20 protein-coding genes are annotated in these 17815 nt (G+C 66.9%); 16 read left to right on the forward strand and 4 right to left on the reverse strand.

Features of this window, described 5'->3' with window-relative positions; translation table 11 throughout:
- Nucleotides 1-54: 54 nt before the first annotated feature.
- Complete coding sequence (locus NP4_RS32765) at nucleotides 55-327, reverse strand: GlsB/YeaQ/YmgE family stress response membrane protein (protein ID WP_068006227.1); 273 nt, start codon at nucleotides 325-327, stop codon at nucleotides 55-57.
- 264 nt (nucleotides 328-591) lie between these two features.
- On the opposite strand from NP4_RS32765, the gene NP4_RS32770 reads away from it, so the two are divergent.
- Entirely contained in the window at nucleotides 592-1620 is a 1029-nt protein-coding gene (locus NP4_RS32770; RefSeq protein WP_068006230.1) for a beta-ketoacyl-ACP synthase III, read from the forward strand.
- On the opposite strand, the gene NP4_RS32775 is transcribed toward NP4_RS32770, so the two are convergent.
- Nucleotides 1617-2315, reverse strand: coding sequence for an SIMPL domain-containing protein (locus NP4_RS32775; RefSeq protein WP_068006233.1), 699 nt, complete (start codon nucleotides 2313-2315; stop codon nucleotides 1617-1619). The genes NP4_RS32770 and NP4_RS32775 overlap by 4 nt on opposite strands.
- 51 nt (nucleotides 2316-2366) lie before the next feature.
- The gene (locus NP4_RS32780; protein ID WP_068006235.1) at nucleotides 2367-2816 is read right to left on the reverse strand and encodes an SRPBCC family protein; all 450 of its coding nucleotides are present in this window, start codon (nucleotides 2814-2816) and stop codon (nucleotides 2367-2369) included.
- 207 nt (nucleotides 2817-3023) lie between these two features.
- Between NP4_RS32780 and NP4_RS41340 the strand changes: the two genes are divergently transcribed.
- From NP4_RS41340 to NP4_RS32825, 10 genes are all read left to right on the forward strand, one after another.
- Nucleotides 3024-3167, forward strand: a complete 144-nt coding sequence (locus NP4_RS41340) for a hypothetical protein (protein WP_156524960.1) — start codon at nucleotides 3024-3026, stop codon at nucleotides 3165-3167.
- A gap of 31 nt (nucleotides 3168-3198) precedes the next feature.
- A complete protein-coding gene (locus NP4_RS32785) occupies nucleotides 3199-4872 on the forward strand; it encodes an NAD(P)/FAD-dependent oxidoreductase (protein ID WP_068006280.1) in 1674 nt (557 codons plus the stop codon).
- 12 nt (nucleotides 4873-4884) lie between these two features.
- Nucleotides 4885-6360: an ATP-binding protein gene (locus NP4_RS32790; RefSeq protein WP_068006238.1), complete on the forward strand. Its 1476-nt coding sequence runs from the start codon at nucleotides 4885-4887 to the stop codon at nucleotides 6358-6360.
- Nucleotides 6360-6713, forward strand: a complete 354-nt coding sequence (locus NP4_RS32795; protein WP_068006242.1) for a UBP-type zinc finger domain-containing protein — start codon at nucleotides 6360-6362, stop codon at nucleotides 6711-6713. The genes NP4_RS32790 and NP4_RS32795 overlap by 1 nt, the downstream gene beginning before the upstream one ends.
- A gap of 237 nt (nucleotides 6714-6950) precedes the next feature.
- Nucleotides 6951-7904, forward strand: a complete 954-nt coding sequence (locus NP4_RS32800; RefSeq protein ID WP_068006244.1) for a helix-turn-helix domain-containing protein — start codon at nucleotides 6951-6953, stop codon at nucleotides 7902-7904.
- Complete coding sequence (locus tag NP4_RS32805) at nucleotides 7898-8788, forward strand: helix-turn-helix domain-containing protein (protein WP_068006247.1); 891 nt, start codon at nucleotides 7898-7900, stop codon at nucleotides 8786-8788. The genes NP4_RS32800 and NP4_RS32805 overlap by 7 nt, the downstream gene beginning before the upstream one ends.
- A gap of 104 nt (nucleotides 8789-8892) precedes the next feature.
- A complete protein-coding gene (locus NP4_RS32810; RefSeq protein ID WP_114755943.1) occupies nucleotides 8893-9309 on the forward strand; it encodes a hypothetical protein in 417 nt (138 codons plus the stop codon).
- Nucleotides 9310-9325: 16 nt separating this feature from the next.
- Nucleotides 9326-10210, forward strand: a complete 885-nt coding sequence (locus tag NP4_RS32815; RefSeq protein WP_068006249.1) for an RNA polymerase sigma-70 factor — start codon at nucleotides 9326-9328, stop codon at nucleotides 10208-10210.
- Nucleotides 10211-10290: 80 nt separating this feature from the next.
- Entirely contained in the window at nucleotides 10291-11373 is a 1083-nt protein-coding gene (locus tag NP4_RS32820; RefSeq protein ID WP_068006251.1) for an NAD(P)/FAD-dependent oxidoreductase, read from the forward strand.
- A 57-nt stretch (nucleotides 11374-11430) separates the two neighbouring features.
- Nucleotides 11431-12222, forward strand: a complete 792-nt coding sequence (locus NP4_RS32825; RefSeq protein WP_082876427.1) for a Clp protease N-terminal domain-containing protein — start codon at nucleotides 11431-11433, stop codon at nucleotides 12220-12222.
- Nucleotides 12223-12225: 3 nt separating this feature from the next.
- Here NP4_RS32825 and NP4_RS32830 read toward each other — a convergent pair whose 3' ends face one another.
- Nucleotides 12226-12993, reverse strand: a complete 768-nt coding sequence (locus NP4_RS32830) for a trans-aconitate 2-methyltransferase (protein ID WP_068006253.1) — start codon at nucleotides 12991-12993, stop codon at nucleotides 12226-12228.
- Between the two features lie 95 nt (nucleotides 12994-13088).
- On the opposite strand from NP4_RS32830, the gene NP4_RS32835 reads away from it, so the two are divergent.
- From NP4_RS32835 to NP4_RS32855, 5 genes are all read left to right on the forward strand, one after another.
- A complete protein-coding gene (locus tag NP4_RS32835; RefSeq protein ID WP_062514829.1) occupies nucleotides 13089-13379 on the forward strand; it encodes a hypothetical protein in 291 nt (96 codons plus the stop codon).
- Nucleotides 13380-13562: 183 nt separating this feature from the next.
- On the forward strand, nucleotides 13563-15188 hold the full coding sequence (groL, locus tag NP4_RS32840) for a chaperonin GroEL (RefSeq protein ID WP_062514831.1): 1626 nt from the start codon (nucleotides 13563-13565) through the stop codon (nucleotides 15186-15188).
- A gap of 139 nt (nucleotides 15189-15327) precedes the next feature.
- Complete coding sequence (locus tag NP4_RS41345) at nucleotides 15328-15513, forward strand: hypothetical protein (RefSeq protein WP_147288124.1); 186 nt, start codon at nucleotides 15328-15330, stop codon at nucleotides 15511-15513.
- A gap of 14 nt (nucleotides 15514-15527) precedes the next feature.
- Nucleotides 15528-17015, forward strand: coding sequence for a DUF6301 family protein (locus NP4_RS32850; RefSeq protein WP_068006257.1), 1488 nt, complete (start codon nucleotides 15528-15530; stop codon nucleotides 17013-17015).
- A gap of 96 nt (nucleotides 17016-17111) precedes the next feature.
- On the forward strand, nucleotides 17112-17522 hold the full coding sequence (locus NP4_RS32855) for a DUF4189 domain-containing protein (RefSeq protein WP_169813842.1): 411 nt from the start codon (nucleotides 17112-17114) through the stop codon (nucleotides 17520-17522).
- The last annotated feature ends 293 nt before the right edge of the window (nucleotides 17523-17815 follow it).

Here is a 17815-nt window from a genome sequence, read left to right on the forward strand (position 1 = left end):
ACGCGCACCATCGGAGGGTGTGACGAGCGGCCCGCACACCCTCCGACGAGGTACTCAGCCGACTTTGCGGCGACCGGTGACCAGACCCACCAGGAACAGCAGGATCACCGCACCACCCAGACAGGTCAGGAAGCTGAAGATGAGCCCGCCGCCCTCGACGTCCACGCCGAGCAGCTTCAGCAGGAAACCTCCCAGCAAACCGCCGATCACGCCGACGACAATGTTGAGGAAGATGCCCTGCTGGGCATCGGTTCCCATGATCTTGCTGCCGATCCATCCGGCCAATCCGCCGATGATGATCCAGCCGATAATCCCGAGACCGAGCATTGTGTCCTCGAATCACTCGTTGGAACAGTGGTTGTCACCGGCCGCTCGAGGGTTCGGGCAACCGGTATGCGAACTGGCAATACCCGAAACCATTGTGACCATACCCATCCCGTTATCCCTTGTTCCGAGCTAATATGAGGGGGCCTCATGTCTACGGCATCGTAGGGAGTCAGTGAGGACCCGATGGAGGAAGAGTTCGACGCGCGGGCGTAGCCGGAAACGTCGCAGCAAACGCCCTGCCGGATGGTACCTAGGAGAAGTACGATGGCTGCTCGACTCGCCCAGGTCACAGGGGTGGAATACACGGCGATGCTCGGGCTCGGGGTGTACCGCCCGGCCCGTGTGGTCACCAATGACGAGGTTTCCGGTCCGATCGATTCCAGCGACGAGTGGATACGCACCCGCTCGGGCATTCGGACCCGACGATTCGCCTCCGATTCCGAAACCATCGTCGCCATGAGCGCGGCGGCCGGGCGCGATGCCCTGGACGCGGCCGGCGTCACCCCCGATCAGATCGGCTGCGTCATCGTGGCCACCTCGACCTGGCTGCTGCTCACCCCCGCGGCCGCACCGCAGGTCGCCACCGAATTGGGGATGAACCATCCCGCGGCCTTCGACATCTCGGCCGGCTGTGCGGGTTTCTGCCACGCGGTCGGGCTGGCGTCGGATCTGGTCAAAGGCGGTACCGCGACGCATGTCCTGGTGATCGGCGTCGAACGCCTCACCGACACCTTCGATCCCGCCGATCGCTCCACCGCGTTCCTGTTCGCCGACGGCGCGGGCGCGGTCGTGATCGGCCCCTCCGACGAGCCCGGCATCGGGCCGACGGTCTGGGGTTCGGATGGTGAACAGCATCACGCGATCCGGCAGGACAAGGACTGGATGCAGTTCTTCGGCGAGGTCGACGAGCTTGGTGGCGACGCGGTCCGGCCGTATCTGGCGATGGAGGGCACGGCCGTATTCCGCTGGGCCGCACATTCGTTGAAGAAGGTGTGCCTCGACGCCATCGATCGTGCCGGACTCACCTCCGCCGAGATCGACGCGTTCGTACCGCATCAGGCCAACGGCCGCATCATCGACATCATGGCCCGCGAACTGAAACTCGCCGAGGACTGCGCGCTGGCCACCGATATCGAGGAGACGGGCAATACCTCCGCGGCCTCGATCCCCCTGGCCATGGAGGCCTTACTCCGCAAGGGCGATACCAAGCCCGGCGCCGCCGCACTGCTCGTCGCGTTCGGCGCCGGACTGTCCTATGCCGCCCAGGTGGTCACCCTGCCCAACTGGACCTAACTCAGACTCCAGGTCACCGTCACCGCGAACGACACCGTCTGCATACCCGGCTCGAGCGGCACATCCGACATCGGCGCCTGGTTGTAGCGCGGGCCGGGCGGCGGCGTTGTGCCACTGGATGATTCGCTGACGGTCTTCACATCGCGCAGCTTCAATCCAGCGAGCACCGCGTACTGCTCGGCTCGTGCCTTGGCATCGGCGAAGGCACGGGCTCGGGCGTCGGAAAGCAGTTTCGAATTGTCGTCGAGCGCGAAAGACACACCCTGGACCCGGGTTTCGTTACCGCCCGCCTGCACCGCGGCCGCCAGAATGGCCGAGGCCTTCGGCAGATCCCGCACCACGACATGCAGCGAATTCGTCGCGTTGTAACCGGTCACCGCATGATCCGGACCGTACTGCGGCTGCACCGACACATCGGCGGTCTGAATATCCTCGCGCTTGGCCCCGGCCCCGACGACGGCATCGGTAACCGCCTTGGCGCGCGAATTGGCGGTATCCACCGCGGTCGACACATCACCCGCCGTCACCGCGACGCCGAGATCGGCATTCAAGATATCCGGCGCCCCCCGCACCTGCCCGTTCCCGACCACGGTGACCTCACGTCCCGACCCGGAACCGGAATCCGAACTCCCGCATCCGCTCAACAGGACGGCAGTCCCAGCCAGAGCTGCGGCAATACCTGTGATTCGTCGCATGCCTCAACCTAGGCGCGGCCACCGGCGCGGGGCCAGCCCGCCACGCCGGAATCAGGACTCGGCGGCGGCCTTGATCTTGGTCAGGGTGGCGTTCATGCCGTCGATCAAATTCTGTTCGAAGACCTGCTCGCCGCCCAGGACGGCATCGATCAGCATGCGCACCGGTTTGCGGACGCCGTTGGGTATGTCGCGGCGTTCGGTCACCCGGGTGCCGGTGGGGGTCGGTTCGAGGGTGTAGCTCCAGATCGTGCTGTTCTCGATCATTCGGAAGGCGAAGGCCTGCCCGGGTTCGAAGCGCACGATGCGTGAGGTGGTCGGGTAGTACTTGCCGCCGTCGCGGTTGAGATTGATCGTCCAGGTGCCCGCGCGCGGCTTGCCCAGCGGAATCATGCGGACGGTGTTCGGGCTGAACTCCGGCATCCGCTTCAGATCCGACAGCACCGCCCACACCCGCTCCGGCGGCGCGGCGATCTCGATGGTGGCTTCCAAGGGTTGCGGCAACGCTGCCTCCGGGAGATGTGACGGTCGGTATCAGAAATCCTAACGGTCGCCACGCCGCGCAGATGCTGTGACTCAGATCTCAGTCGAGTGAAAATCATCAAGATCACATTTCGGTGTGATCAGCACCGGTAGCTGTAATGCCCGGCGCAGAATCGGTGATAAATCATGCAGATTTGGTTGTTGGAGTCCACTGCGAGGTGATCGGTCGTGAACATACGCTCACTCCTGCACCGTCGGCACGCGGAATCGGTTCCCCTGCTGCCGGTCGCGGCGGACAACGATCGGGACGAACGGCTCGAACGCCTGCTCACTCCGGGCGAGCTCGAGCTGCTGGAGCGGCATCGACTCTGAATGGGCTTGCGTGGGCGACCATACTTTTCATGTGAGTTCACCAGCTGTCGCCAAACCGGCAATTCTGAGCGTCGACGACGATCCGGGTGTCTCCCGCGCCGTGGTCCGCGACCTGCGCCGTCGGTACGGCGCGGAGTACCGGATCCTGCGCGCGGAATCGGGCGCCTCGGCGCTCGAGGCGCTGCGCGAGATGAAACTGCGTGGTCAGCCGGTCGCCGTGCTTATCGCCGACTACCGCATGCCGGGTATGGACGGCATCGAATTCCTCGAACAGGCAATGGATCTGCATCCCTACGCCCGTAGGGTGCTGCTGACCGCCTACGCCGACACCAACGCCGCCATCGAGGCGATCAATGTCGTGGATCTGGACCACTACCTGCTCAAGCCGTGGGATCCGCCGGAGGAGAAGCTGTATCCGGTCATCGACGCGCTGCTCGAGGCCTGGCGCGGCGACGAGCACCGCCCGGTGCACGAAACCAAGGTGATCGGTCACCGCTGGTCGGCCCGCTGTTCGCAGGTGCGCGAATTCCTGGCCCGCAACCAGCTGCCCTATCGCTGGTATCTGGCCGACGAGCCCGAGGGCGCGCGGCTGCTGGAGGCGGCCGGGGCCAGCGAGGACCAGTGCCCGGTCGTCATCGATCCGGCCGGACAGACACTCATCACCCCCACCGACAGCGAGTTGGCGGGCAGCGTGGGCCTCAATACCGATCCCACCGGCGATTTCTACGATCTGATCGTGGTGGGTGGCGGCCCGGCCGGTCTGGGCGCGGCGGTCTACGGCGCGTCGGAGGGGCTGCGCACGGTGCTCGTGGAGCGGACCGCGACCGGCGGTCAGGCCGGGCAGAGTTCGCGCATCGAGAACTACCTCGGCTTTCCCGACGGACTGTCGGGCGCGCAGCTGGCCGATCGGGCCCGGCGTCAGGCCGTGAAGTTCGGCGCGGAGTTGATCACCGCGCGCGAGGTGACCGGACTGGAGGTGTGCGGTTCGGCGCGGGTCGTGCGCTTCGACGACGGCAGCGAGGTCTCGGCCCATTCGGTGCTCATCGCCACCGGCGTGAACTACCGCCACCACCCGGCCCCGGGCGTGGACGATTTCACCGGCCGCGGCGTCTACTACGGCTCGGCCATGACCGAGGCCGCCGACTGCGCCGATCGCGAGGTCTACATCGTGGGCGGCGCGAATTCGGCGGGTCAGGCCGCGGTGTTCCTGTCTCGCAACGCCAGGAACGTCCACATCCTGGTGCGCGCGGATTCGCTGGATAAATCCATGTCGCACTACCTGATTCAGCAGATCGAGCAGATCCCGAACATCAAGGTGCACACGTGCACCGAGGTGATCGCCGCCGACGGCGCCGACCATCTGGAGCGGATCGTGCTCCGCAACAACGCCACCGGCGCGGAAGAAAAGGTCGACGCCGAGCGTTTGTTCCTGTTCATCGGGGCCGCACCGGAAACCCAGTGGCTCGACGGTCTGGTCCGTCGCGACGACGCGGGCTACGTGCTGGCCGGTCCCGATCTGATGGTCGACGGAAACCGCCCCGCCGGGTGGGAGCTGCCGCGGCCGCCCGGTCACCTGGAGACCAGCATTCCGGGCGTCTTCGTGGCGGGCGATGTGCGCTCGGAGTCGGCGAAACGAGTCGCGTCCGCCGTGGGCGAGGGCGCGATGGCGGTCATGCTCGTCCACCGATACCTCGCCAAGCAGTAGGAGGAACGCTCGATGGGCACCCGATTGATCTGTGATCCCGACGAACTGCGCACGCTGTTCCTGTTCGAGAAGCTCGACGACGAACAGCTGGCCTGGCTGTGCCGCGACGGCCGGGTCGAGGAGTTCGAGCCGGGACTCGTCTTCCGCGAGGGCGATCCGGCCACCTGCTTCTATGTGCTGATGGAGGGCGAGGTCGTATTGACCAAGCTGTCCGGCGGCGAGGAGATCGAACTGGTCCGCACCCGCCACCACGGCTCCTACGCGGGTGCGTGGTCGGCCTATATGGGCGACCGGGCGGATCAGAACTACAACGGTTCGTTCTACGTGACCGAGCCGTCGAAGTTCTTCGTCCTCGACGCCGGAACCTTCTCGCGCATGGTCCAGGAATGGTTCCCGATGGCACTGCACCTGCTGGAGGGCGTGTTCTTCGGCAACCGCAACACCAACGAGATCATCGGCCAGCGCGAGCGACTGCTGGCGCTGGGTTCGCTGTCGGCGGGCCTGACCCACGAACTGAACAACCCCGCGGCCGCCGCGGTCCGGGCCACCTCGTCGCTGCGTGAGCGCGTCGCCGGGATGCGGCACAAGCTGAAGATGATCGCGCACGGCAAATTCGATCCGGCCTCGCTCGAGGCGCTGGTGCAGTTGCAGGAGGAGGCGGCCACCCAGGTCGCCAAGGCTCCGACGCTGACCCCGATGGAGGCCGCCGACCGCGAGGACGAACTCGGCGACTGGCTGTCCGAACACGGCATCGCCAACGGCTGGGATATCGCACCCACCTTCGTCCAGGCCGGATTCGACATCGACTGGCTGGAGCGGGTCGCCGCGACGCTCGAGGGTTGTGACACCGGCGTATTCGAGGGCGCGATCCGCTGGCTCAACTACACGGTCGAGACCGAACTGCTGATGAACGAGATCACCGATTCGACCACGCGGATCTCCTCGTTGGTCAATGCCGCCAAACAGTATTCGCAGATGGACCGGGCCCCGTTCCAGGTGGTCGATATCCACGAACTGCTCGACAGCACGCTGGTGATGCTGGCCCGCAAGATCGGCGACGGCATCAAGGTGGTCAAGGAGTACGACCGCACGTTGCCGCAGGTGCCCTGCTATGCCGCGGAACTGAATCAGGTGTGGACCAATCTGATCGACAACGCGGTGGCGGCGATGGTCGGTCAGGGCACGCTGACCGTCCGTACTTATCACGAAAACGACTGCGTAGCAGTGGAAATCGGCGACAGTGGGCCCGGGGTCCCCGCCGATCTGCGGCATCGGATCTTCGAGCCGTTCTTCACCACCAAGCCGGTCGGCGAGGGAACCGGTCTGGGACTGGATATTTCGTTCCGCATCGTGGTCAACAAGCATGGTGGCGACATCCGGGTGGAATCGGTGCCGGGCGATACCCGGTTCATCGTGCGGCTTCCGCTGGATCCGCAGGGCCGTGCCGTGGAAACCGAAGCCGCGCAACCGAATACCGGAGGTATGTGATGTCACAGGCCATCGAGGGTATCGATCCGGCCGTTCCGCCGAGTGGGCCGGGTTGTACAGAATGCGAAGCGGCACAGGGCTGGTGGGTGCATTTACGGCGCTGCGCCCAATGCGGTCACGTGGGCTGCTGCGACAGTTCGCCCGCGCAGCACGCTTCGCGGCATTTCGCCGATACCGGGCATCCGTTCATGCAGAGTTACGAGCCGGGCGAGGAGTGGTTCTGGGACTTCCGCACCGAGGAGATGTTCTCCGACGGCCCGGAATTGGCTCCGCCGCACCATCATCCGGTCGATCAGACGACGCCCGGGCCGCGCGAGCGGGTGCCCGCGGACTGGCGCGAACACATCCACTGAGACCGGGTCTGCTGCACGAACGGGGCGTCGTCGACGGAACGTGCAGCAGACTGCCAGTACCGGAACGTCTGCCAGGACGCGTTCCCGGTAGGCGGTTGCCGTCGTGGGTGGCTCAATACTGACGACGGCAACGCGCCCGATCTGAACCATACGGCGGCTCCAAACAGCACAATGGGCTGTGAGTGCACGCTCGTCGACTCACGGTGCACAGGAACCGACTTGGTGCGGAGACCCGAGATGGCGACCGTTCTGAATTCCGACCTGATGGATCCTCGCGATCGAGCCGAGGCGATATCCACCGCGGTGCAGGAGGCTGCGGGGCCCTCGTATTTCGCGCCGGCGACCCCGGGCGGGCAGATCCGTGCCCGCTTCGAGATGTGGCGTCTGGGGTCGATCGAGCTGCGCAGGGCGTTGATGTCCGGATTCACCGTGGTGCGCACCGCCAAACAGATCCGGCAGTCCCCGGCGGGCATGATGTCGTTCAATGTGCAGCATCTGACCTCCTCGCGCGTGGTCCACGCCGGTACCAGGGCCGAGTACGGTCCCGAGCAGATGTTCGGCATCGATTTCGATCTGCCCTACGAAGTGGAGTGGAGCGGTGGGCGCGTGAGCACCCTGCTGGTTCCGCTCGACGGGCTGGGTGTTCCGGTCGATACGGTGCATTCCGCCCTGCGGTCGCCGCGGCGCAGCCCGCTCTACGGCTTGCTCGTCGACCACCTCGAGGCGATGGTCCGATCCGCCGACGCACTCGAGGCCGATCCGGCCGCCGGTCAATTGGGCGAGGCCTGCGTGGATCTGGTGCGCGCCTTCCTGCTCTCCGCGGTCACCCCGAACGCGGCGGACGGTACGGCATTGCCGGAGGATGTGCTGCTCAGCCGGATTCGCGACCACGTGGACCGGCATCTGGCCGATCCAGAACTCGGACCGTCCGCCCTCGCGCAGGCCCACAACATCTCGGTGCGCTATCTCTACAAACTGTGCAACAGCGCCGGACTGAGCCTGGAGCAGTGGATCATCGGGCAGCGGCTGGAACATGCTCGCGCCGAACTCGAACATCGCGATGCCCGGCATCGGTCGATCGCGGCGATCGCCTATGCCAGCGGTTTTCGCGATCCCTCCCATTTCGCGCGCCGATTCCGCAATGCCTTCGGCGCGACGCCGAGCGAGTGGCGCCGGGAGAACGGATGCTGACGCGGGAATCGTATGTGTTCTTCGAACATCCCGAGGCGGACCGCAATCACAGCGAGGCGTGGAGCTTCGGCAGGGTCACGCTGCTGCGTTCGCAGGCGTCGAATCTGCGCGTGGTGCGGACGGCTCGACACGTCGACACCGATCCCGCGCCGATTCTGGCGCTCACCCTGCATCAGCGCGGCAACGGGCATTACGAGCAGTACGGCAGCCGCATCGTGGGCACTCCCGACCGGGTCGTGCCACTGGATCTCAACACCCCCTACCGCATCCGATGGGGTGGTGAGTGCCATGCGCTGACGCTGCAGCTACGGCTGGAGTCGCTGTGCCTGTCGGCGGAGACGATTCGCCTGGCCGCGCCCTGCCTGCCGATCAGCCCCATACATCCGCTGGTAATGAAACACCTTGTCGCACTGTCGAAGTCGATCGACGAAACGACGTCCATCCCGGCCCGGGCAGCGCTCGGTGACGCCTCGACCGAGCTGGTGCGCGCACTGCTGCTGTCGGCCGCGCAGACCGGCGCCGATGCCGCGGCGCTGCCCGATGCCGTACTGCTGACCCAGGTCCGGCGTTATGTTTTGGAACATCTGACCGATCCGGAACTGAGCCCCGAGCGCATCGCCCGGGCCCAGCACATCTCGCTGCGCTCGCTGTACAAGGCATGGGGCCGTGGCGAACTCAGCCTCGAACAGTGGATCATCGGGCAGCGGCTGGAACGGGCCCGTGGCGAGCTGGCGCATCCGGAGATCGGCAATCGGTCGATCGCGACAATCGCCCGCATCTGCGGATTCCGCGATCCCTCGCATTTCACCCGGCGCTTCCGCGCGGCCTACGGCATGTCGCCCAGTGAATGGCGCCGGGCCGTCCTCGATCAGCCGTCGCCGTGATTTTCGGACGGTCGATCGGGTTTGCAACCTCGCCCCGGCCCGGTACGCTGCGACGCGCGCCGGACAGGCCCGGCGCCGGTGAGACCATCGGGGAATCGACGGTGATGAAACGACTTTCGCTGGCCGCTGCCGTGCTGGGCGCCCTGGTCCTGGGGCTGACCGCATGCGGTGGGAACGACTCATCCGGTCACGACGGCGGGGCGCATCAGGCCACCACGACCGCCGCGCCGACGACCGCCGCGCCCACCACCTCGTTCGCGGTGGTGGAACCGCCGCGCGAGGCGCCGAATCCGGGCGCCGCGCAGAATTCCGCGCTCGGACCCGCGTCGAGCACGACCTGCTCGACCTTCAAAACCCTCGGCGCCGACGGTGAGAAGACGCTGATCGAGAAGGTGCTGGCGGAGAATCCGGGTTCGAAACTGGACGGCAATCCCAATCTCGCCCTCGGTACCGCGAAGCTGGTGTGCCTGGCCTCCAGTCAGGCCGACAAGCCGGTCGCCGTCGCCATCGGTATCGCCTAGCGGTAGCCTCCGCCTCGTGGACGAGGCGGGACTGGCCGAATTCGAGGCCCGGCGACCTCGGTTGTTCGCGCTGGCCTATCGCATGCTCGGGGCAGCCGGTGAGGCCGAGGATGTCGTACAGGAGGCGTATCTGCGCTGGGACGGCGTCGACCGCGCCGAAATCCGTTCCGCCGAGGCGTGGTTGACCACGGTCGTGGTGAATCTGTGCCGGAGCTGGCTCGACTCCGCGCGCGCCCGCCGCGAGACCTACACCGGACCGTGGCTGCCCGAACCCGTGCCGACCGGTCGCGGCGAACTCGGCCCGCTCGAGACGGCCGAACAGCGCGAACTGGTCTCGCTGGCGATGCTCACGCTGCTGGAGCGGCTGTCGCCGATCGAGCGCGCGGTCTTCGTGCTGCGCGAGGCGTTCGGCTATCCGCACGCCGAGATCGCCGAACTGCTGGAGCTGACCGAGGCCAACTGTCAGCAGCTCTATCATCGTGCGCGCCAACGGATCCGGGTCGATCGCGCCCGCTTCGAAACGCCGCCGGAACGGGCCAGGGAACTGTTCGAACGATTCCTGATCGCCGCCCGCACGGGCGATGTGGCCGCGCTGGAACGCATGTTCGCCGCCGATATCGTCGCCACGGCCGACGGCGGCGGCAAGCTGAACGCCGCGCGGCGGCCCATTCTGGGGGCGCAGCGGGTGGCGACCTATGTGGCCTGGCTGTTCGACCGCGATGTGCCCGGGATCGAACTCGCCGTCGAGGAGATCAACGGCGCGCCCGCGTTGGTCGCGCGGGTGCAGGGCGAGGCCATACTGATCGCCTCGATCGATGCGACCGAGGCGGGCGTCGCGGCCGTCTGGGTGCTGGTCAATCCGGACAAGCTCGCCTACTTCCAGCGCGTCGACGCCCTGTGACCGAGGACACGGTCTTCTCCTGTCAGGGATGAGGTCGCCGTCCGGTCTGGATTGTGTCGGCCTCTTCGGAAGGAGTCACAATGAGCGGGCAACATCGAATCGTCGTACTGGGTGCGGGCTATGCGGGTCTGGCGGCGGCGCGCCGTTCGGCCAAGGCGCCGGGCGCGCGGGTCACCGTGGTCGACGCGCGTGCCGAATTCGTCGAGCGGGTGCGCTTGCACCAGGCCGCGGCCGGGCAGAGCGTGGCGCATCGCAATCTGCGGAAGATCCTGGAGCGCAGGGGTATTCGATTCGTTCAGGGTATGGCGGTCGGAATCGACACCGCCGGTCGGCAATTGGCGCTCGCGGACGGCGGAACCGTCGAATACGACACGTTGATCTACGCCCTCGGCAGCCGTGCCGATCTGGAGAGCGTCGCGGGTGTGCGGGATTACGCGCTGAGCGTGGCGACCGCCGACGATGTCGAGGCCATGCGCCCACTGCGCGGCCGGGTCCTGGTGGTCGGGGGCGGCGCGACCGGTATCGAGACGGCGGCCGAACTGGCCGAATCGCGACCGGATCTGTCGGTGGCCCTGGTGAGCTCGGAGGAACCGGGCGCGTGGCTGTCGGATCGGGCCCGCGGACATATCCGCGCCACCCTCGAGCGCCTCGGCGTCTCGGTGCGCGCCGGGGTGAAGGTGGTGGAGGTGCTCGCCGACGGGGTGCGCACTGCCGACGGTGAGACCCTGCCCGCCGAAAGCGTGCTGTGGACAACCGGATTCGCGGTGCCCGACCTGGCCGCTCGGGCCGGATTGGCGGTCGACGCGCGCGGCCGCCTGCTCGTCGACGAACAGCTGCGCACCTCCGATCCCGCCGTCTACGCGGCGGGCGACTGCGCGGTCGTGATCGGCCCCGACGGTCGTGAGCTGCGGATGGCCTGCGCCACGGCCATACCCGTTGCCTCGCGCGCCGCGGCGGTCGTCACCGCCCGGCTGCGCGCCACCGAACCTCCGGCGCCGCGCTTCCGCTACTACCTGCAGTGCATCAGCCTGGGCCGCCGCGATGCCGTCATCCAATTCCTGCGCGCCGACGACACACCCACCCCGCGTGCCCTCACCGGCAGGCCCGCGGCCTGGGTGAAAGAGGCCATCGTGCGGGGTGCGGCCCGGGTGGCTCGGCCCTGAGCTAACGCCGTCAACAATTCGTTGACTCGACGACGTTAGTCAACTTAAAGTTGACGCATGACGCAGAACATCCGCCTCGACGATCTGATCGAAGGCATAAAGCGGGCGCGCCCCGACGACGCGCTCGAGCAACTGTCCGACGCGGTCGTGGCCGCCGGACATCTCGGCGATGTGGCCGATCACCTCATCGGCCACTTCGTCGATCAGGCCCGGCGGTCCGGCGCCTCCTGGACCGATATCGGCCGCAGCATGGGCGTGACCAAACAGGCCGCGCAGAAGCGATTCGTCCCCAAAGCCGATGCGACACTGGACCCCAGCACCGGATTCGCCCGCTTCACCACGCGGGCCCGGGCGGTCGTGGTGGCTTCGCAGGAGGAGGCCCGCCGGGCGAGCAATGCCGAGATCCGGCCCGAGCATCTAGTGCTCGGCCTGCTCGCCGATCCGCAGAGCCTGGCCGCGCACGCGATCGTCGGTAACGGGGTGAGTCTGGACGCGGTCCGCCGCGTCGCCACCGCCGCCCTGCCGCCCGCGGCCGAGGATCTGCCTGCCCTGATCCCCTTCGACGCCAATTCCCGCAAGGCCCTGGAGCTGACCTTCCGCGAGGCTCTCCGCCTGGGCCACAACTACATCGGCACCGAGCACATCCTGCTGGCACTGCTCGAACAGGAGAACGGGACGGGGCTGCTGTCCGGCCTGGGGCTGGATCGCGATGCGGTGGAGGCGGATATCGTCGCCCTGCTCGCCCCGCTGGCGGCGGCGAACGCGCCGACTCCGCCGACTCCGCCGGATGCCCCCGCGCCGCCGACACCCCCTACTCCGCCCGCACCCCCTACTCCGCCCGCTCGATAACGCTCATTCGGGAATGCGGGCCACGGCGAACACCCGACGGAACGGCAACCAGGTCGTCCCGTCGGTCTGCTGGGGGTAGGCCGCCCGCAGGATCGGCGCCAGTTCGGCGGTGAACCGATCCCAGTCGGCATCGTCGAGCGCGTTTCGGACCGGCCGCAGCGCGGTGCCCGAAACCCACTTCAGAACCGGATCGTCACCGGTCAGACGCTGCAGATAGGTTGTCTCCCAGGCATCGACAGCGCATCCGGCCTCGGTGAGCACCGTCGCGTAGCCCGTCGGATCGAGGACATTGCGCGATTGCAGGACGCCGGTCGGCTCGAGCCGTTCCCGCCACTGATCCCGCGCGGCCAGTTCGCGAATGCTGTTGTGCGAGGGCGCGTCGAAATTGCCCGGCACCTGGATGGCCAGCCAGCCGCCCGCGGGCAGCGCCGCGGCCCATTCGGTGAGCAGGGCGGGGTGCCCGGTCACCCACTGCAGCACGGCATTGCAGATCACCACATCGGTATCCGGCTGGGGTCGCCAGTCGCGCACATCGAGTAGTTCGGCCGTCACGCCCCGGGCCCGGGCGGCGGCCACCATCGCGGGCGAGGAGTCCGAGGCCTCGACGATCGCGTCGGGCCATCGCTGCGACAGTGCGGTGGTCAAATGTCCCGGCCCGCAGCCGAGATCGACGACACGCCGAGGGTGCTCGGCGCGCACGCGTCCGAGCAACTCGAAAAAGGGGCGTGAACGGTGGTCGTCGAAGGCCAGGTACTGCTGGGGATCCCACATCAGAGGCTCCAGGGGTCGCGTCTACCAAACCGTACGTACGTACTGTATTTCCGAAATGCAGGATTGCACAAGCCTTGTCCGGATACGATGTTGCTATGGCGGATGATCGCGATTCCGACCTAATAGCAGGGGAATTACGCTCCGACCTGCTGCGGGCGCTTTCGTATGTACAGACCGAGACCGGTCCGGACGGTAGCTACATCGTCAACGGCGACTTGCCGCCCGATGTGGCGCCGCCCTTCATCCGTGCCATCATGCGCATCGAGGCCGAACTGCTGATCAACGATGCCGAGCAGGTCACCGTCGAGCGTGGTGAACCGCGCTCGCCCGAGGAACGCCGCACCGATGCCTTCCTGGCTCTCGCGCTGCGGGTGACCGACACCTGATCGTCGCTCCTCCCGACCTTGCACTCGATACCAGAGAGTGCTAAAAAGGGATCTGGCACTCCCGACCTGTGAGTGCCAGGTCGGGATGGTGAGAGCGGGATCCACGACACTCCTGCTCGTCCGTCGCGGGCACCGAGCCTGGCCAGATCGTGTCAATCCCCTGATCTGGAGGATCTCAACGCAATGGCCAAGACGATTGCGTACGACGAAGAGGCCCGTCGCGGCCTCGAGCGGGGCTTGAACAGCCTCGCCGACGCTGTCAAGGTGACGCTGGGCCCCAAGGGTCGCAACGTCGTTCTGGAGAAGAAGTGGGGCGCCCCCACGATCACCAACGATGGTGTGTCCATCGCCAAGGAGATCGAGCTCGAGGACCCCTACGAGAAGATCGGCGCCGAGCTGGTCAAGGAAGTCGCCAAGAAGACCGACGATGTCGCGGGCGACGGCACCACCACCGCCACCGTGCTCGCTCAGGCGCTGGTGCGCGAGGGCCTGCGCAACGTCGCGGCCGGTGCGAACCCGCTGGGTCTGAAGCGCGGCATCGAGAAGGCCGTCGAGGCCGTCACCAACCGCCTGCTCGACTCGGCCAAGGAGGTCGAGACCAAGGAGCAGATCGCCGCCACCGCCGCGATCTCCGCCGGCGACCAGTCCATCGGTGAGCTCATCGCCGAGGCCATGGACAAGGTCGGCAAGGAAGGTGTCATCACCGTCGAGGAGAGCAACACCTTCGGCCTCCAGCTGGAGCTGACCGAGGGTATGCGCTTCGACAAGGGCTACATCTCGGGCTACTTCGTCACCGACCCCGAGCGTCAGGAAGCGGTCCTCGAGGATCCGTACATCCTGCTGGTCGGCTCGAAGATCTCGACCGTCAAGGACCTGCTGCCGCTGCTGGAGAAGGTCATCCAGGCCGGCAAGCCGCTGCTGATCATCGCCGAGGACGTCGAGGGTGAGGCCCTGTCGACCCTGGTCGTGAACAAGATCCGCGGCACCTTCAAGTCCGTCGCCGTCAAGGCCCCGGGCTTCGGCGACCGCCGCAAGGCGCAGCTGGCCGACATCGCCATCCTGACCGGTGGCGAGGTCATCAGCGAAGAGGTCGGCCTCTCGCTGGAGACCGCGACCGTCGACCTGCTCGGCACCGCCCGCAAGGTCGTCATCACCAAGGACGAGACCACGATCGTCGACGGCGCCGGCGATGCCGACGCCATCCAGGGCCGGGTCGCGCAGATCCGCTCCGAGATCGAGAACTCGGACTCGGACTACGACCGCGAGAAGCTGCAGGAGCGCCTGGCCAAGCTGGCCGGCGGTGTTGCGGTGATCAAGGCCGGCGCCGCCACCGAGGTGGAGCTCAAGGAGCGCAAGCACCGCATCGAGGACGCGGTGCGCAACGCCAAGGCCGCTGTCGAAGAGGGCATCGTCCCCGGTGGTGGCGTGGCCCTGCTGCAGGCCGGCCCCGCGCTCGAGGATCTGAAGCTCGAGGGTGACGAGGCCACCGGCGCGAACATCGTCAAGGTCGCGCTGGCCGCCCCGCTGAAGCAGATCGCCTTCAACGCGGGCCTGGAGCCCGGCGTGGTGGCCGAGAAGGTCGCGGGCCTGCCCGCCGGCCAGGGCCTCAACGCCGACACCGGTGTCTACGAGGACCTGCTGGCCGCCGGCGTCGCCGACCCGGTCAAGGTCACCCGCTCGGCACTGCAGAACGCGGCCTCCATCGCGGCCCTGTTCCTCACCACCGAGGCCGTCGTGGCCGACAAGCCGGAGAAGGCCGCCGCCCCCGCGGGCGACCCGACCGGCGGCATGGGCGGCATGGACTTCTGAGTCCAGCCTCCCGGCAACCTGGTTAGTCCCGAAGGCCGGTCCACCCTCGAGGTGGGCCGGCCTTCGGCCTGTTCGGGCATAGGATGGGCGGGACCGCGCTCTGCCGGAGTGGGCGAGTATCGATCCCGAGTCGCTCGTCGTGACCGAGGAACAGTTCGACGAACTGCCCGAAGAGATCCAGAAGCGCATCGAGGTGCTCGATGGCATGGTCATCCTCCGCCGCAGCGGCAGCCCGGAGCAAACATTGTGGCCCGCATGCTGGCGAATGCGCTGGACTCCTCGGGCAGCCGGAAAGATGACCGGTAGTCCTTGTCGGTGCGCGTGATTACGCTGCGGCCCGTGACCGAAACGGTGGGGGAAGATCTTCCCGGCGCGATCGAGATCATCTCGGCCGCAGCAGAATTCGAATGGGACTGGACTCGCGAGCAGATTCCGCGGTTGGCGGAGCGGTTGGGGTGGCGCGAGCCCGAGCCGAAGGGGCCGCGCTACAGCTGGTTCTGGACCACGCTCGCGGTTCGCAATCCGGTGGCGCAGTATCAGGTTCTGATGGGCGATGACATCTTTCGCATCGTCGTCAACATCACCGACAAGGATCTGTCCGCCCGCGCCGATCGCAAAGATCGGCCGGTTGATCAGGCCGCCCTCGTGGAATTGACCGACCGCATGCGTACCGAGTGGGGCGAGCCGTCCCGGCGGGATCACGTCGACGCCTCGACCGTGTGGTGGGATCTGCCGGGCCTGACCTTCGGCCTCGCACCCGGCACCGGATCCATCGACCTGGTGCTGATGAAACCGGCACAGGCCCGGCAGCTGATCGGCATGGCCGTCACTCGCGCCGAGGCCGAGCGCAAGGACGCCGAACGGGCCGCGGCACTGACCGACTCGAATCTGCTCCTCGCCGTGATTCCGCTTCTGGCGCAGGCGGATCCGGGCGATTGGTCGCGGACCGCCGTGGCCCGGCTCCTCGACGCGACAGACTGGGACAGCCGAGAGGAGGACAGGTCGTCCCTCTCGGCGCGGTCACGGACCGACACCGTAGACGCGCGGTTCATCGCTTCGAGGACCGGCGACTACATCGACCGAGGGCGGTTCGGGCTCGGTGAATTCGAATCGCTGTGGACCACGCACCACTTCGCACCGGCCGTGCTCGACACGGTTCATGCGACCGCTCTCGCCGAATGCCGTCGCCAGCTCGGCACACCGACGCTGGTCGGTGGGCCCGGCGCGCTGGCGATCTGGCGGCGGCCCGACACCACCCTCACCCTCTCCCGTGACCTGCGGAATTCTTCGATCACAGTCCAGCTGACACCGACCGAACCCACCGAGCGCTATGTGCATTGGCAATGGGACTGCGATGACGACTGGCGTGCCGAGGAGCGGTGGCTGGTCTGTCCGGACGTCGAGAATCCGGTGTCGGGAGCCGCGCTGAAGCAGATGTGGGGGCATCCCGAACAGGGCGGGATGGGCGATTCGGTTCGTCTGGAACGTGATGTCGTCGAACTGTTCACCTCGCTCGGCGCCGATCTGCCGGTGCTGCATCCCTATGCCACGAAGGTCGTCTGGATCGTCCAGGGTCCTGCCGATGGCTTCGTTCAGGGCTACTTCTGTGCCGACGAGCGGATCTGTCGCGTGGAGTCGTGGGCTCGGGGTGAGCAGACTCGTTCCCAGGAGTTCCCGCTCGGATTCGACGGTGGTGCTCGGGCCGCCGCGATTGTGCTGGCCGCCCTCGGCGAGCCGCCCCTCGCCAATCGGCTCGAGGAACTGCGCTGCGAAGCGTGGGCCGAGCCGAAACCACAGCGGCTCTGGACAATTCGGTTCGGTATCTGATCGCGGGGGCATGGACATTTCCGGTGTGGTCCGGGATGATCGTCTGTTCGGCTTCAGTCGGAAGCCGTCGTTAGGGGAGAACAGATCATGTTTTCGATGGGCAGGATTGCCCTGGGGGTCGTCGCGTCCGCCGTCGCCGTCATCTCCGTCGCCGCGCCCGCGCAGGCCGATCGTGGGCCGGATGGTCACTACTACGGTGCGATCGCGATTTCGACCGACAATCCCGAGGACGCCACGGTCGGATACATCACCGCTCGGTATCCGAGTCAGGCCGCGGCGGATCGGGCCGCGCTGGAGGGGTGCGGATATTCCAATTGCTGGATCATCGTTCGGTACGTCGACGGATGTGGGGCGCTCGCCGAACGGGACGGCCGGTATCTCGGTGGCGTCGGGGCCACTCAGGCCGAGGCCGAACGAGCCGCAATTGCGGCATTCGGTCCGACGCCGCCACCGTCGTTGAGTTCGGAGCCCACTCCGGCTCGAGTGGTCGATTCTCAGTGCAACTGACGAAATGCCGGTTCGCCCTCGGGCGGGCCGGCATTTCCGCTATCCGGCGTAGCGGCCGTTTGGGCGCGTGACCAGGCGATTTGACATTGAAAGCGGTTGGCACGTAACTTATTCCAGGTCAGAGCGACACGGACACCGACCCGGGCCTGAGAGGCCAGGGAGAACGAGGTTGGACGAGGAGCGCCTGACGATCACACTGGCTCGACCGAGACCCCGATTTGGATCGGAGTGGAGGGCTGAGCTAAGCTTGAAAAGTTGCCTCACGATCGAGCGGGACAAGAGCCCGGGAGATT

This window comes from Nocardia pseudobrasiliensis NBRC 108224 (assembly GCF_001613105.1).
GTDB lineage: Bacteria > Actinomycetota > Actinomycetes > Mycobacteriales > Mycobacteriaceae > Nocardia > Nocardia pseudobrasiliensis.